16 protein-coding genes are annotated in these 14,084 nt (G+C 58.8%); 3 read left to right on the top strand and 13 right to left on the bottom strand.

The features are described from left to right. Positions 1–38: 38 nt before the first annotated feature. The 4 genes from THS5294_RS00920 to clpS all read right to left on the bottom strand — a co-directional run bounded on the left by THS5294_RS00920 (position 39) and on the right by clpS (position 3,497). Positions 39–1,283, bottom strand: a complete 1,245-nt coding sequence (locus THS5294_RS00920; RefSeq protein WP_058122245.1) for a PAS domain-containing protein — start codon at positions 1,281–1,283, stop codon at positions 39–41. Between the two features lie 89 nt (positions 1,284–1,372). Beyond that, positions 1,373–2,173: an SDR family NAD(P)-dependent oxidoreductase gene (locus tag THS5294_RS00915; protein WP_058122244.1), complete on the bottom strand. Its 801-nt coding sequence runs from the start codon at positions 2,171–2,173 to the stop codon at positions 1,373–1,375. A gap of 3 nt (positions 2,174–2,176) precedes the next feature. Beyond that, positions 2,177–3,157, bottom strand: a complete 981-nt coding sequence (locus THS5294_RS00910) for a class I SAM-dependent methyltransferase (RefSeq protein WP_058122243.1) — start codon at positions 3,155–3,157, stop codon at positions 2,177–2,179. 13 nt (positions 3,158–3,170) lie between these two features. Then, entirely contained in the window at positions 3,171–3,497 is a 327-nt protein-coding gene (clpS, locus tag THS5294_RS00905; RefSeq protein WP_038006070.1) for an ATP-dependent Clp protease adapter ClpS, read from the bottom strand. Positions 3,498–3,602: 105 nt separating this feature from the next. Between clpS and THS5294_RS00900 the strand changes: the two genes are divergently transcribed. Then, positions 3,603–4,313 carry an HAD family hydrolase gene (locus tag THS5294_RS00900; RefSeq protein WP_058122242.1) on the top strand — a complete coding sequence of 237 codons (711 nt, stop codon included), beginning with the start codon at positions 3,603–3,605 and terminating at the stop codon, positions 4,311–4,313. Between the two features lie 322 nt (positions 4,314–4,635). On the opposite strand, the gene THS5294_RS00895 is transcribed toward THS5294_RS00900, so the two are convergent. Next, positions 4,636–5,619, bottom strand: coding sequence for an NAD(P)H-quinone oxidoreductase (locus THS5294_RS00895; RefSeq protein ID WP_058122241.1), 984 nt, complete (start codon positions 5,617–5,619; stop codon positions 4,636–4,638). A gap of 37 nt (positions 5,620–5,656) precedes the next feature. Beyond that, positions 5,657–6,349, bottom strand: a complete 693-nt coding sequence (locus THS5294_RS00890; RefSeq protein WP_058122240.1) for a COQ9 family protein — start codon at positions 6,347–6,349, stop codon at positions 5,657–5,659. 96 nt (positions 6,350–6,445) lie between these two features. On the opposite strand from THS5294_RS00890, the gene rpsU reads away from it, so the two are divergent. After that, the gene (gene rpsU / locus THS5294_RS00885; RefSeq protein WP_038005873.1) at positions 6,446–6,652 is read left to right on the top strand and encodes a 30S ribosomal protein S21; all 207 of its coding nucleotides are present in this window, start codon (positions 6,446–6,448) and stop codon (positions 6,650–6,652) included. Between the two features lie 68 nt (positions 6,653–6,720). Here rpsU and THS5294_RS00880 read toward each other — a convergent pair whose 3' ends face one another. The 5 genes from THS5294_RS00880 to THS5294_RS00860 form a co-directional block, all read right to left on the bottom strand. Continuing rightward, positions 6,721–7,338: a hypothetical protein gene (locus THS5294_RS00880; RefSeq protein ID WP_058122239.1), complete on the bottom strand. Its 618-nt coding sequence runs from the start codon at positions 7,336–7,338 to the stop codon at positions 6,721–6,723. 4 nt (positions 7,339–7,342) lie between these two features. Further along, positions 7,343–7,480, bottom strand: coding sequence for an aa3-type cytochrome c oxidase subunit IV (locus THS5294_RS00875; protein ID WP_058122238.1), 138 nt, complete (start codon positions 7,478–7,480; stop codon positions 7,343–7,345). A gap of 95 nt (positions 7,481–7,575) precedes the next feature. Continuing rightward, entirely contained in the window at positions 7,576–8,034 is a 459-nt protein-coding gene (locus tag THS5294_RS00870) for a DUF6173 family protein (protein WP_058122237.1), read from the bottom strand. After that, a complete protein-coding gene (locus THS5294_RS00865) occupies positions 8,000–9,073 on the bottom strand; it encodes an MBL fold metallo-hydrolase (RefSeq protein ID WP_058122236.1) in 1,074 nt (357 codons plus the stop codon). Before THS5294_RS00865 ends, THS5294_RS00870 begins: the two co-directional genes overlap by 35 nt. 10 nt (positions 9,074–9,083) lie before the next feature. Then, positions 9,084–10,754 carry an acyl-CoA dehydrogenase family protein gene (locus tag THS5294_RS00860; RefSeq protein WP_058122235.1) on the bottom strand — a complete coding sequence of 557 codons (1,671 nt, stop codon included), beginning with the start codon at positions 10,752–10,754 and terminating at the stop codon, positions 9,084–9,086. Between the two features lie 119 nt (positions 10,755–10,873). Between THS5294_RS00860 and THS5294_RS00855 the strand changes: the two genes are divergently transcribed. Next, positions 10,874–11,806 carry an L-threonylcarbamoyladenylate synthase gene (locus THS5294_RS00855; RefSeq protein WP_058122291.1) on the top strand — a complete coding sequence of 311 codons (933 nt, stop codon included), beginning with the start codon at positions 10,874–10,876 and terminating at the stop codon, positions 11,804–11,806. On the opposite strand, the gene THS5294_RS00850 is transcribed toward THS5294_RS00855, so the two are convergent. Then, on the bottom strand, positions 11,803–12,129 hold the full coding sequence (locus THS5294_RS00850; RefSeq protein ID WP_038005866.1) for a hypothetical protein: 327 nt from the start codon (positions 12,127–12,129) through the stop codon (positions 11,803–11,805). The two genes, THS5294_RS00855 and THS5294_RS00850, sit on opposite strands and share 4 nt — an antisense overlap. Then, entirely contained in the window at positions 12,122–14,038 is a 1,917-nt protein-coding gene (locus THS5294_RS00845) for an OmpA family protein (RefSeq protein ID WP_058122234.1), read from the bottom strand. The genes THS5294_RS00850 and THS5294_RS00845 overlap by 8 nt, the downstream gene beginning before the upstream one ends. Between the last annotated feature and the right edge of the window lie 46 nt (positions 14,039–14,084).

The following is a 14,084-nucleotide window of genomic DNA, read 5'->3' as shown; positions in this document are numbered from 1 at the left end:
GTTCTATCAGTTGTATTAACGGTTAAACGCCGCGCGGTTCATCCTGCGCGGCGTTTTTGCGCCCCCGCATCCACACCGCGCGCACTTGCGATTTCATGCTCAAGCGCATCACGCAGAATGGTGCTATCGTCCTGAATGGACGCCAACTCCTTGCGCGTCCGCTCCTGAAAGCCGTCGAGTTGACGCATAATGTCGTCAATACCGCCGCCTTGTTGACCGATACGTGCACTTTCGATTTGGCCAATGATACTTGTCACCGAAAGCCCCGAGAGCGTCCGCGTCAACCGTTTGCACGTGTTGTGAAATTGCGTGATCTCTTCAACCATGTGTTGAAGCCCACTTTGCAGGTAACGTTCCTCTAACTCCGACAGGAACTTACCCTCTGCCTCAATCACGGCAGTGTCATCGCCAGCCTCAAAGATATCAATCACTTCGTTCTGGATTTGATTGGCGCATGTCACGAACAATCCATTGTGAATCTCAGCCGCAACCGTATCGGCGCGCGCTACGAATGTGGCAATTCCGTTCCGAATTTCTTCAATCATATCGCTAAAACTTTGCGAAATTACGCTAAGCGGAAGCGCCTGTTGGCCCATCTGCGCCGCGACGACCCCCATGTTAATTGGCGATGTCTTTATGTTGGCAAACCCCGCGACGATCTTGGTGCTAGAGGCTTCAATCCGGCTTAGCGCATCCAGCATATTGCGATAGCGCATCATCGCAGGATTATCTGTGCGCGTCATAAAGGTGTTTCGTGCCTCAACCTCCTTGGACAACGCGTGGGCCATAAACGTCGGGTAATCCTTAAAGCCAAGTGCTTTGATTTCCTCCAAGAACAGTGCAGCGCTGGCCTGTGGTTCTAACTTTTCAGCGTTTTCCTTGGTCCGTATACGCTCGTAAACCTCAATTACTTTGGGCTTCAACTCGCTCAACGGCTTTAGCCGCACGGAAAGGTACCCGCCTGAAATCGGTGTGATAATTGCAAATACCCAATAGGGCTGCCCATTCTTCGCACGATTTTTAATGTATGCCCCAATCGGCGTTCCCGCTTTCAAAGCCTCCCACAAGATCCAGAAAACGGCACGCGGCATGTCGGGGTGTCGTACGATTTTATGCGGCGCGCCGGACATCTCCTCCCACGGATAGTGACTGGTACGCAGAAACACGTCGTTGCCGAACAATACGACCCCGCGTTCATCCGTTCGTGAAAAGAACAGCTCATGCGGCTCAAAAGTGACTTCTTCCTCACGGGTACCGGAGGATTGGGACGTGGCGTTTGACATGATCGACTACTCGAATGAGGGGCACGCCACATGCCTAGCGGACAAAACCTCTCAATCGGTTAACGGCAGCAGAAGCGCGCCAAATTCGATCAGTGCGCCGCACCATCCACAGGATCAAGAAGCGTGCGTCCCCCATCCACGGTCAGGATTTGCCCCGTCATAAAGCCCGCCCCGTCACTGGCCAAAAACTGAGCAGCATCAGCAACTTCACTTGGCTTTGCGATACGTCCCATCGGTGTGCCTGCACAGATCGCGGGGCGTAAATCGCTGTCTTCTTTCAACGACGATTTCAACGATGCGGACATCACCGAACCAAACGCTACAGCATTCACGCGGATGCGCCGAGGCGCGAGCGCAACGGCTAGCGACCGCGTCGCTTGATCAAGCGCGGCTTGCGAGATCGAGTAGCCCAGCAAATCCGCCTGCGTCCGACGCGCGGCGATAGAGCTGATGTTGATGATTGAACCAATAATTCCCTCATCCCGCCCATCATTTTCTGCCTGTGTTATCATACGCTTGGCTACCGCTTGGCTGAGCCTAAGGGACGTCATCAGGTTCTGCTCAAGCAAGGCCATCACAGTGCCGTCCTCTGGGTCAAGCGGGTCCGTTTTATCTACCTGCCGGGAGGCATTAACCAAGATATCCACCTGATCAAATGCATCCACCGTTGCCGACAAAAGGTTGGCTACCGTTAACTTTTCGCGCAGATCTCCGGCGAAGAACTTCATATTCTCAGAGCTGTCGCCGATCTGTTCAGCCAGACCTGCTTCGTCACGATCCGCGCACATCACTTTGGCGCCGCGTTCCTCAAAATGCCGCGCAATGGCCAGACCGACGCCGTTGGCCGCACCTGTCACGATTGCCGTCTTGCCACTGATGCTCAGCGCCATAATCTACCTCTTTGCCGGTCTTTTGGCCGAAATCACCTTATAACCGCCTGTCTCGGCCAGGACCACAACCTCGGTAAAGGCGGTACGCAGCGTCGTCTCGTATGGCAGGTGGCGGTTTGCCACCATAAGGAACTGGCCCCGTGGCGCGATCAACCGCGCCGCCTGAGAGATAAAGGCCTGCCCCAACGCGGGCACGGTGTCCCGGCCGATGTGAAACGGCGGATTCGAAATGACCGTGTCGTAACGGCCCGTCCAATCGCGTGCGTCAGCCCAATGAAAAGCTGCACGTGCGTCCGTGACATTCTCGCGGGCACAGGCAAGCGCGGTCCAGTCAGCCTCGACCAAATCGATGCTGATGACCGCGGGACATTGCGCCAACACCTCTGCGGACAAATACCCCCAACCCGCGCCCAGATCACACACAGTGCCCTTCAACGGCGGCAAAGCCGCGACCAGTGCGCGTGAGCCGGGGTCAATCCCATCAGCAGAAAACACGCCCGCCCGGGTGCTGTAGCCATCGACCGTCTGCGGCGCGGCAGCCCAACCGTCGGGGGCCTGCCCTGGATTGGGAAAAGCAAAGACTTTGCCATGTGCCTTACTGAACGCAGGCCCCACCTCGGCCATTTGACGGCACAGCTTCAACACCGATTCGATGCCAGCTTCCTTGGGGCCGTCCACGATAATAGTTGCCCCCTTCGGCGTAACCGCACAGGCGCTGGCAATCAGGTCGAGAGTTTCTGCCTTGGATTTCGACACGCACACCACCGCCGCGACGGCCTGCTCATCGGGAGCCTCCGTCGCAGTTACAATTTTGCGCGCCCTAAGCGCCTGATGATCGGGAAAAAATCCCTGAACCGCCGTAATCCGCGCGGGATCGACGGGACCAAAATCAAACGCCCCATCAGGATGGAACACAATGACGGGGCCCGCGTCCGGCAGGTCAACATGCCCGCTCAGGAGCGCCAAGGCGAAACGAGATTTCATAAGATACGGGGGCCTAGTCTTCTTTTTCCATGGTGCACTGCAAAGGGTGCTGATTGCGGCGGGCAAAATCCATCACCTGCGCGACTTTTGTCTCTGCAATCTCATGGCTGAAAACGCCCACAACGGCCATGCCCTTCTTGTGCACGGTCAGCATAATTTCCACGGCTTGCGCATGGCCGATCTGAAAAAAGCGTTCCAAGACGTGCACGACGAATTCCATCGGCGTGTAATCGTCGTTCAAAAGCAATACCTTGTACATCGGCGGCTTAGCCGTCTTGGGCTTTGTGTCGGTGATGACGGAGGTATCGCCATCGTTTTCCGAAGGCGTGTCGGACATCATGATGGTCTGGGTCAACAAGGGACACCTCTTGAGCATACGGTAAACTGCGGCTAGCCCCGTAATATAAGAGCATGTGCGCCCCTGAAAAGGGGCAGTAAGGAGAGAATGGCACGGAAAGTCTTAACAGTTGGTTTAGATGCCGATGACACGCTGTGGCATAACGAAACTTTCTTTAAGCTCACGGAGGCGCGTTTTCGAGATTTGCTAGGCGATTTTGCCGAGGCTGACCACCTCGCGGAGCGCCTGCTAGAGGCCGAAAAACGCAACATTCACCACTATGGCTTCGGCATCAAAGGCTTTGTGCTGTCGATGATCGAAACCGCCATTGAGGTCACGGACAAACGCGTTCCCGCCCATGTGATTTCGCAAATTCTTGAGGCGGGCCAAGACATGCTCGCCCACCCTGTTGACCTACTGGACGGGGTGCAAGACGCTGTAGAAACGCTGGCCCAAAACCACCAATTGATCCTGATCACCAAGGGCGATTTGCTTGATCAGGAACGTAAGATTGCGGCCTCTGGCATTGATCACCTATTCACCGCTGTTGAAGTCGTTTCCGACAAAAACACGACCACATATGCACGGATATTCTCGCAATACGGTGCAGGACCCGAGACGGCATTGATGGCGGGTAACTCAATGAAATCAGACGTTCTTCCCATGATTGAGGCTGGCGGGCATGGTGTCTTCATCCCCTTCGCCGAGGCGTGGGCGCTAGAACATGCGGAGGCCCCCGAAGCCCACCCCCGCTATCACACACTAGAGGCGTTGGCGGATTTGCCAAACCTCATCCAAGACCTGCAAGACGACAGTTAAGTCAGCGATGATTATATAGGGCGGGCCGGAGCGATCACGCCAAAGCCCATGGCGGTCATTTAGACATTCCAATCGCCCGCCGAGGATGGCTCACCCAACCAGCGCGACACAGCCCCCTAAAGCGACACATACAACGCTGAGTAAAGCTTGAAACGTTCCAAGCAGAACGACGAACACCAAACCAAAGCTTCGTCCGGCGCGCCAACACCCGAGCCAAACACCATCACCCCAAACACCGGCAGACAAACCGCATGATACCTGCGGCAACCAGCCGCAGGTATCATCGCACCTTATCTACCGGAAAAGCTGAGCCTAAGCCGTCTCACCCAACCTTGAGAACGATTTTCCCGATATGCTCCGATGCTTCCATCCGCGCATGAGCCGCCGCCGCCTCTGCCAACGGGAATTCCGAGTCCATCACCGGCTTGATCCGACCCGATGCGTAAAGCGGCCAGACATGCGTCAACAGATCGGCCGCGATCTTTGCCTTGGCTCCGTCGCTTTGGGGGCGCAACGTTGAGCCGGTGATCGTTAGTCGCCGCATCATCACTTGCGCGAAATTCAGCGCGACCTTTGATCCTTGCAAGAAGGCAATCTGCACCAAACGCCCGTCGTTCTTGAGCGCACGGACATTGCGCGGCAGGTAGTCCCCGCCGACCATATCAAGGATCAAATCCGCGCCACCCTCGGCCTTGAGAACCTCAACAAAATCAGCATCGCGGTAGTTGATCGCGCGCGCTGCCCCAAGGTCCCGACAGGCAGCACACTTCGCATCAGACCCAGCAGTCGTGAACACACGGGCACCCATCGCAGAGGCCAACTGGATGGCCGTCGTACCTATGCCAGATGACCCACCATGGACCAAAAACACCTCCCCCGCTTGCAGCCCACCGCGCGTCATAACGTTGGAGTAAACCGTAAACGCCGTCTCACACAGGGCCGCGGCTTGATCCATTGGCATATCGCCCGGAATGGGCAGCGCGTGGTCTTGGTGGGTCAGCGCGTATTCCGCATAGCCCCCGCCCGGCAGCAACGCAGTCACGCGGTCGCCGACTGACCATTTGGATACGTTGGGACCGACAGCCGCGACTGTGCCTGCGGCCTCTAACCCGGGCAGATCGCTGGCTCCCGGTGGAGGGTTATAAAGGCCCGCACGCTGCAGCGCATCGGGACGGTTCACGCCCGCGTAAGCGACCTTGATCAGGATTTCGCCCGCCCCCGGAACCGGCACATCCCGTGTGGTCGGCCTTAGGACCTCAGGCCCACCAGCCTGAGTGATTTCAACAACTTGCATTTGTTCTGCCATAGGAGCCTCCGTCGTTGCCCCTTGGTAGCAGCCGACTTCACGAAGCGGAAGGGTCGCGCCATTGCCCTGGAAGGTCTGAGCGGGACAGCTTGGACGGAGCTTTCACCTTGCCCAGCGCCCACAAAGGCCCAGCAAAGACCTTTGCAAACATCGGGTTGTTGAGTGTGGCGCCCTTAACCTTTTCGAACTGCATCACGTTGTCGATGCGGCGGTCCAAAAAGCCCCAAGTGGCGGCATGATCCTCACTCTCATCGCCGAGCCAGAACAATACGGTCGATCCATACACTGCCGACAGAATCGAACGCTTTGTGTACCAATTGTAATCCTCAGACATATCGCCAAGCGTGTCCCAGATGGCGTCACAGGTACCCCAAACCGCCTTCGCCCCATCCGCTGCATAAAGCGGCAGCGCAAACAGCGTGGTGCCCCGGCGCACAGCCTCTTTGTGCGGCTCCGCCAGTTCCAGTCGCAGGCGCACCGCATGTGCCACCCGATCCCGGAACCGCATGTCGTAAAGATCCCGCGTTTTCAGTGCAGCAACCATCTGGGCATCACCGCGTTTGTGAAACGCCAACGCCAAATCAACAGCCCCGCGCGGGAACGCAGCCTTGGCGGCTGCGGGCACTGCGCCGCTGTCTTCCATCGCCGCCTCAAACGTCGCCTGCGACCACCCGTCAAACGCGACGTGGGGCAAAGCGGCATCAATCATCTTGTCGGTCAGGTTGGTCATTCGCGATCCTCCATTACTGGACATGTAGCCGGGACGTTGTTATAGGCCAGCTTCCTGCTTTTTATAACTCTAACTTAGGAAGGTGGTGACAACCACATGCAGGTCAGTGTTCGCGACAACAATGTCGATCAGGCGCTTCGTGCCCTGAAAAAGAAGCTGCAGCGCGAGGGTGTGTTTCGGGAAATGAAGCTCAAGCAACATTTCGAGAAGCCCTCCGAGAAAAAAGCGCGCGAGAAGGCAGAAGCAATTCGCCGGTCCCGTAAGCTCGCTCGGAAAAAAGCGCAACGCGAAGGGATGCTCTGAGCATTTCGTCGATTGTCATAGAGAACCCCCGGTGCCTTCAGGCTCGGGGGTTTTTCTTTGCCCGGGCTTTAGCCAGCTGCTGCGGCCTTGGCCGCCTGCTGGGCGCGGTACCGCAAAACATCTGAGTTCGAATCAGGGCTGTCGTCAAAGATCTTCCGCTCGGATACGCCGGGCAATTTGGCGAAATCTTCCATGACTTGCACAGGAAAGTAGGACGGAGACATTTGCGGCAGGCCAAGTGCCTGCAAAATACGGCTGGTGGTAATGGCGCAGGTCGCGTTGCCCGCGGCCCCATTGGCCTTGACCAATGCCAGTGCTTGGTCAGCCACTTCGGGGCTTACCTCGACCTCTTGCAGCACCACATGAAACGTCTCACGGGCGTGGTAGTCGAGGTAAAAGTCATAAACCGTGGGGTTCATACCAAAGAGCACGTCATTGCGCTCTGGTACGGTGGGGTGCCACCATGTGCCGGCGGGATCCCACAACACACGCTCAGATCCGTTAACCAACAGGGCCGAGTGCCCGCCATTGCCTGATCTGTTGTTTATGGCTGTGATTAACGTCAGCGACGTCGGCCCGTCATGTATATAACGGGCCTGTGTCACCGCGCTGTCATCCGCCCACTTCGGCTCAGCCGTGCAGGCGCTTAGCGCGCAAAGGGCGGCAACAACTGCCAGCCAGCGCATTGGCTTAGCGCGCGAAAATCGCGAGGAAAACCAGAACTGCGATGATTGCGACAACGGTCCACTTTGTGAATGTCACAAAGCCTTCGAATGTCTTTTCATGCACTTCGGTGTTCATGCTGCCGTGCTTGTGCTCTTCTGCCATTGGTCGTCTCCCAGATTAAGCTTCTGTCCGTTGCGCAGTCGTTAGCCGATTGCGCGGCCCCTGTCACGGGGGACTGGCGCGCGAAATCGGCGCAGCTAGGTGTTTTCCTCAAGCGCGGCGGCCAATTGAAATCCGATACGCATCGGCTCGGGCTGTTCTTTGGGCTTTGGCAGGGTGCGCAGCATCACGTTCAACTGATTTACATGCTGGATAAGCTGCGTTTTCGCGCCCGCCTGATCGATCCCGTAAAAGGTGATGATATCGGGCGCATAGAACCCGACGCCCTGAATGCGCAGCACGCCCATGTCCCCCCCGGTGAACCCCATCGCAACTTCATGCTCGGCATCCAGCTGTTCCTCAAAATTCTTGAGGTACATGATGACCCGCTGATAGGCCCATTCGGCGGGGCTTTTCTGATCTACGGGTTTTTTGCTGACTGCATCTGGCACGGGGGCGGCTTCGGCGCAGGGCTCTGCGGGGTTTGCATGCACCGCGCCACGTCTCGTGAGTGCCGCCGCCTCAAGCGCCTCTGCTGTTGTCTGTGTCTCGTTCATCGCCGTTCCCCTTGGCTTGCCAGACGTAAACGCCATCCGCCTGTGGTGTGCGTGTGATGTCCCCACGTTTCCACAGGTGGTTGAGGTGCGCAATGGTTTCGACAAACGCGAGCCCATAGATGCCAGACGTGATCTTGCGCTTGAACAAAGGCGCAAAACACTCGCCGCCCAAGCGTGGGGTTTGTAGGTGGTCCAGCAAGCGGTCCAGCGCGCCATGGTGGTTTTGCGCCAATTGCGCCATCCGCAGGGGCAGCCCTGTAAACGGCAGTTTATGTCCCGGCAGCACCAATTGATCGTCCCGCGCGCGCGGTGCCAGACGGATACATGCGTCTAGCCATTCGCCCACGGGGTCAGCCTCAGGCTCAGTGGCATACACCCCAATATTGGGAGAGATCGACGGCAAAAGCTGATCACCGCCCAGAACCAACGGCCCATCCACCTCATACAAAACCGCGTGATCAGCGGCGTGGCCTTGGCCCAAGGCCACATCCCAATCACGCCCCCCAAGGGTGATCCGATCGCCCTCATCCACACGGGTAAAGCCTAGCGGTAGGGGGTGCACGCAATCGGCAAAGTTAAACGGTCGCTCGGTGGTGCGCTGCGCAAGCACCTCTGGGTCCATCCCATTCACGCGCCAAAACTCAAGCGTTTCAGGCGCAGGCACATCTTGGGCATCCAGCGTTAGCATCCGCGCCGTAACATAGCTGGTGCGGGTACAGATCAGCTCCGCCCCGCGCGCCATCAACCAACCCGCAAGACCAATGTGGTCAGGATGATAGTGGGTGACGAACACACGCGTCACCGGACCATCCAACTGCGCCATCAACCCCTCAAGAATGGCGCGCGCACGTTTTGTGTCAAAGCCCGTGTCCATCAGCGCCCAGCCATTCGGCTCCCGCAGGAAGTAGACATTCACATGATCCAGCGCCATCGGCAGGGGCAATCTGGCCCACAACACGCCCTGTGCGACCTCAACCAAAACGCTCTCGTCAGGGGGCGTTTCCCACGGATACCTGATGCCAATTGGCGCGTCTTTCATCCCGGTATCCTTACGTGGCTAGATCCTCTGCACTCAGGGCATACAGGTCCGTCGCGCCAAGCGAAACCTTCCCCAGTTCCGCCATCGCCTCTGGCAACGCCCGAGAGACATAGATTTGCGCAAGTTTGGCGTGTTTACCCCCGGCCCGCGCACCCTTGAGGTGGGTCCAACTGCCGATAATGCGCGCGAAAGCCGCCAGATAATGGACCGCACCGGCGAAGCGTTCATTTAATGGTTGTTCCAGCAGCCAGTCCGTCACGTGGCGCAATTCGGTCACGGCCGCGCGAAGTGCGGGGTGATCCATCGCGTTTATTTCGTCCATCAGGGCAAAGGCCGCGTCGCCCCCATCGGACAGTTTACGGCCCACCAGATCCATCGCCTGAATCCCATTCGTGCCTTCATAAATCGCGGCCACGCGGACATCGCGCAGGTATTGCGCGGCACCGGTTTCCTCAATGTAGCCCATGCCCCCGTGCACTTGGATGCCCGTGTCCGCAACCGCGATCCCGACATTGGTGCAATAGGCCTTGGCGATAGGCGTCAGCAGTGCGGCTCGCGCATTCCAGGCGGCCTCACCCGTGGCCGTCGCCATGTCGATGGACACCGCGCATTCAAAGGCAATCGCACGGGCGGCGGCGGTATCGGCCTTCATCCCCGCCACCATCCGGCGCACATCCGCGTGGTCAAAAATGGCCGTCGCGCCCTTGGGCGTCTGGCCCTGCTTGCGATCCAGCGCATAGGCGAGCGCGTGTTGCGTTGCGGCCTCAGCCACGGACACGCCCTGCATTGCCACGCCAAGTCGCGCGTTGTTCATCATGGTAAACATAGCAGCCATGCCTTTGTGCGGCTCACCCACCAGCCACCCCTTGGCACCGTCATATTGCATCACTGCCGTAGGGCAGCCGGCCTGCCCCAGCTTATGCTCAAGGCTCACAACCTTGAGCGTATTAGCGACACCAAGAGTGCCACCCGCATCGGGGATCAGCTTGGGCACCATGAACAGGCTGATGCCTTTGGTCCCCTCAACTCCATCGGGCAAGCGGGCCAAAACCAAGTGGCAGATATTCTCAGTCAGGTCGTGATCCCCGCCAGAAATATAGATTTTCTGCCCCGTAATCGCATAAGTGCCATCGCCCAAAGGCTCCGCCTTGGACCGCAACGCGCCGACGTCACTGCCCGCTTGCGGCTCCGTCAGATTCATCGTGCCCGCCCATTCGCCCGAAATCAGCTTGGGCAAATACAGCGCCTTCAATTCATCTGAGGCATGATGCTCTAGGGCTTCAATCTGACCTTGGCTCATCAAGGGGATCAGGTTCATCGACAAACACGCGGACCCAATGAATTCATTCACCGCCGTCATCAGCGTGAGCGGTAGGCCCATGCCGCCATACTCTGGGTCAGCGGCCATCCCGACCCATCCACCCTGCGCAATCGCGCCGTAGCCTTCGATAAAACCGGGGGGCATGCGCACTTTGCCATTTTCAAGCCGCGTGGGATGCGTGTCGCCCACCCGGTTCAAAGGGGCCAAGACATCCGCCGCCATGCGCCCAGCTTCGGACAGAATCGCATCGACCATCTCATCGCCGGCCTCAGCAAAGCGCGCAGTCGCGCTGACTTGGTCAAAACCAACGACCGTGGACAAAAGATGACGAATTTCGGAGACAGGCGGCGTGTAGGACATCGGGCTCTCTTAGGTTGGACGCTTTTCCTCGCGGTGCGCGAGCGGTATGGATGTTTTGGGCAAACCTAGGTCGCGCTTCGGTGGCCAATCAACAACAACGCAGCGTTACATATTTTCAGATGACCGAAATCCTGACCCCAGAGGCAAATGGCCTTGCCCGCGCAGCCGCATTTCTGCGCGGTGGCGAGCTCGTGGCCTTTCCAACGGAAACCGTCTACGGCCTTGGCGGTGACGCCACGAACGGACGGGCCTGCGCCGGGATTTTTGCCGCAAAGGGCCGGCCCAGTTTCAACCCATTGATCGTCCATGTCCCCGACCTTGCAGCGGCTCAAGAATACGCCGTGATAGAGGGGCCATTGCTGCGCCTCGCACAGGCCTTTTGGCCGGGGCCTGTCACAATTGTGGCCCCTTTGCGGGCCGGTCACGGATTGTCCGATCTGGTCTCAGCGGGCCTGCCGTCTGTTGCACTGCGCGTGCCCGCGCATCCACTGGCCCAAGCGTTGCTGCGCGAAACGGGCCGCCCCTTGGCCGCACCATCGGCGAACCCCTCGGGCCAGATCAGCCCAACGACCGCCGCCCACGTCTATGCGGGCCTAAACGGCAAAATCGCGGCGATACTGGACGGAGGCGCATGTGCCGTTGGCCTCGAATCGACCATTCTTGGCGGTGATCCCGTCCGGTTAATGCGCGCAGGTGGGCTGGCCGTTGAAGAGGTTGAAGCCCAGCTCGGCCACGCCCTGCCAGAGGACACAACGCCCGGAAAAATCCAAGCGCCGGGGCAACTGAGCAGCCACTATGCACCCGATGCGCCCGTCAGCCTGAACATCACGGATCGGCACGCAGGACGCACGTTGATCGGTTTCGGAGAGATTATGGGTGACCTCACCCTCTCCGAGAGCGGTGATCTGGTCGAAGCCGCCTCGCGCCTGTTCGGGGCCCTGCACACGGCGGATGCCTTGGGGCTACCGATTGATGTAGCACCCATCCCGAACGTAGGCTTAGGTCGCGCGATCAATGATCGACTGACCCGCGCCGCGGCACCCCGCAGTTAGCCTTTGGCGTGCGCTTCGATATAGTTGCGCAGCTCTGACGCCTCATGGCGGGCCTCCCGCAGCCCCTCCATCGCGGCGCGCAACTCGGCCTCCGTCTGGGACAGCTGGCCGCTGAGCTCTGCTTCGCGCTGTTGCATATGACTGACGGCCTGATCGCGCATTTCTTCGGCGTCGTGCAGCGCTTGGGCCATATCTTCCAGCTCGGCCACATCCGATTTCGTCACACGGCTGAACTTGCTCACCAACCACGAGGCGAACCAGCCCAGCACGAAAGCAATGAACAGAATGATGGCGATAGTCGTCACAAATTGCGTGTTATTCATCGGCCGCAGCCTCCTGAGATGGGTCAGCGGTTTCACCCGCGTCTGGGGCCTCGGCACTTGCGGCGGCCTCAGTCGCCAACGCAGCGGCCGGGACCGGATTTGGAATCAAGCGGAACGCGATACGGCGGTTCGCCTCACGGCCTTCTTCGGTCCCGTTGTCCTCAATCGGTTGGGTCTCACCGTAGCCCACGGCCTGTAGGGCGGCGGGCTCAACGCCCCGATCCACAAGCGCCGACCGCACCGCATCAGCGCGTTGTTGGCTTAGGTTGAGGTTCATTTCCTCACGTCCCTGACTGTCCGTGTGCCCGCCAATTTCAACGCGAATACGATCGCAATCCTCAAAGGCGGCGGCAAGCTTTTCGACCTGATCCACGGCAGAACTGTCGATGTCGGCAGAACCCGGCTCAAAGGTGATTTTCTTGACCTCCAACACCGCGTTCATCCGCGCGACGCATTCCTCGGGCGTTGGGATATTCGCGGTTGGATCAAGCAATTCATCATAGATCACAGCCACGGAAAAATCTGCACTTTCGCCCAGCTTGGACGACAGAATGCGGGACATGTCAGCACGGGCTGTGCGCGAGCCGGTATCGCCGCGCACCTCAACGGTGCTGGGCTGCACGATCAGCGTGCCGTTGTTGAGATGGCTCAGCGCCTCTAGCCCCGCAAACACACGCGCAGGCCAGCCGTTGGGCAGTTCGGGGTCCTGTCGAGTGGCGATGTAGGTGTCTTCGCTGCCAAAATGCGCACGCGCAAAGCTGAGCACAGCAGCCTCTTGAGCCACATCGCTCAGACGGCCGCGCATTTGCACGATCCCTTCGGGAGACCGGGTCGCCACAAACTCAGGCACCTCTGCTTGGGCGGCACTGCTTTCTGGTTTCGGGGGCAGCACAGAATGCAGCGAAAACACATCCGGCAGGTCGCTTTCCAATTGCCCAATCGTGCGATCAAACGTCGATTGCGGTGTGGTATCGGCCGCAATCAGTGTCACGTCTGCATCCGAAAAGGTGATCGTCCCGCCACCTAAATCGTCCAACGCGGTAATGCCCAGCGAAACAGCGTCAGCCCACGATGCCGACGGCACGCCAAGCCCAACGACGCAGTCCGCCTTGCCCTCAAACCCTACGCCTGCCGCGGCGCGCACGATCTGATCGCGTGCTGCATCCGTATCCGCCGAGCAGGCGTCAAACGCCACGGCATCACCATCCTTGGTGAACCGTAAGGTGAACGGGGTAATCACCGGGCGCGGTGCCGAAATCGACATCGCCAGTGCGATGCCTGCGGGCGCACGCCGGGCAATTGCCGCCTCTAGCGTTGCCTTTTGTTCTGCGCTGTCAGCGATGGCCGTGATCTCAACCCGGTCTTTTGACACCGATATTTTCGAACGCGGCAGATCCCGAAGACTACGCAACGCGAAATCAACGGCATCAGCCCAGTTTTCGGGTACATCACGTGCAGTTTGCTCAACCATGTCGGTCACAGGCACGTCAGCCCCGAGGTTCGCAAGCCCTTCGGACAACTGCGCGCGACCACCATCAGACGGCACCAAACCAATCAACGAAATGCCCATGTCATTGCGCAAAATCTCAAGCGAGAACCGAGGCGGTGCAATGCTTTCGGGATCGATGACGTCCATCGCATCCACAATCCGACCGCTGCCCACAACCGTGCCCGCTACGGTAATTGCACGAAAGCGCGCGGCCTCAGACGGGGCGGTGCCGGTGACATTCAGGATCAAACCGTCGGGATAGACCTCAACCCAATCCAGCGCCTCTTGGGCAAACACCTGATCCAGCGCCTGAACCGAGCGCGTTTCGATCCAGTCCGCACCAAAATGCGCTGTCCCCCATGCCGCAGCACCCGCAACGGCAAAGCAGGCAGTGGCAATCACTGTTGGCAGGCGTGACATATAAACCGAAGGCTCCCTTGGTGGCCTTCCATTTAGCCCCGGCTGT

The organism is Thalassobacter stenotrophicus (assembly GCF_001458315.1).
GTDB lineage: Bacteria > Pseudomonadota > Alphaproteobacteria > Rhodobacterales > Rhodobacteraceae > Thalassobacter > Thalassobacter stenotrophicus.
The sequence above is the reverse complement of the archived record's forward strand: the minus strand, read 5'-3'. Positions and strand labels throughout refer to the sequence as shown.

Excerpts from the sequence above, each read along its gene's own strand:
- THS5294_RS00895 (WP_058122241.1), bottom strand. The coding sequence starts at position 5,619 with ATGGCAGAACAAATGCAAGTTGTTGAAATCACTCAGGCTGGTGGGCCT.
- THS5294_RS00875 (WP_058122238.1), bottom strand. The coding sequence starts at position 7,480 with ATGGCAGAAGAGCACAAGCACGGCAGCATGAACACCGAAGTGCATGAA.
- THS5294_RS00920 (WP_058122245.1), bottom strand. The coding sequence starts at position 1,283 with ATGTCAAACGCCACGTCCCAATCCTCCGGTACCCGTGAGGAAGAAGTC.
- THS5294_RS00915 (WP_058122244.1), bottom strand. The coding sequence starts at position 2,173 with ATGGCGCTGAGCATCAGTGGCAAGACGGCAATCGTGACAGGTGCGGCC.
- THS5294_RS00855 (WP_058122291.1), top strand. The coding sequence starts at position 10,874 with ATGACCGAAATCCTGACCCCAGAGGCAAATGGCCTTGCCCGCGCAGCC.
- rpsU (WP_038005873.1), top strand. The coding sequence starts at position 6,446 with ATGCAGGTCAGTGTTCGCGACAACAATGTCGATCAGGCGCTTCGTGCC.
- THS5294_RS00845 (WP_058122234.1), bottom strand. The coding sequence starts at position 14,038 with ATGTCACGCCTGCCAACAGTGATTGCCACTGCCTGCTTTGCCGTTGCG.
- THS5294_RS00860 (WP_058122235.1), bottom strand. The coding sequence starts at position 10,754 with ATGTCCTACACGCCGCCTGTCTCCGAAATTCGTCATCTTTTGTCCACG.
- THS5294_RS00890 (WP_058122240.1), bottom strand. The coding sequence starts at position 6,349 with ATGACCAACCTGACCGACAAGATGATTGATGCCGCTTTGCCCCACGTC.
- THS5294_RS00870 (WP_058122237.1), bottom strand. The coding sequence starts at position 8,034 with ATGAACGAGACACAGACAACAGCAGAGGCGCTTGAGGCGGCGGCACTC.
- THS5294_RS00880 (WP_058122239.1), bottom strand. The coding sequence starts at position 7,338 with ATGCGCTGGCTGGCAGTTGTTGCCGCCCTTTGCGCGCTAAGCGCCTGC.
- THS5294_RS00900 (WP_058122242.1), top strand. The coding sequence starts at position 3,603 with ATGGCACGGAAAGTCTTAACAGTTGGTTTAGATGCCGATGACACGCTG.
- THS5294_RS00910 (WP_058122243.1), bottom strand. The coding sequence starts at position 3,157 with ATGAAATCTCGTTTCGCCTTGGCGCTCCTGAGCGGGCATGTTGACCTG.
- THS5294_RS00865 (WP_058122236.1), bottom strand. The coding sequence starts at position 9,073 with ATGAAAGACGCGCCAATTGGCATCAGGTATCCGTGGGAAACGCCCCCT.
- THS5294_RS00850 (WP_038005866.1), bottom strand. The coding sequence starts at position 12,129 with ATGAATAACACGCAATTTGTGACGACTATCGCCATCATTCTGTTCATT.
- clpS (WP_038006070.1), bottom strand. The coding sequence starts at position 3,497 with ATGATGTCCGACACGCCTTCGGAAAACGATGGCGATACCTCCGTCATC.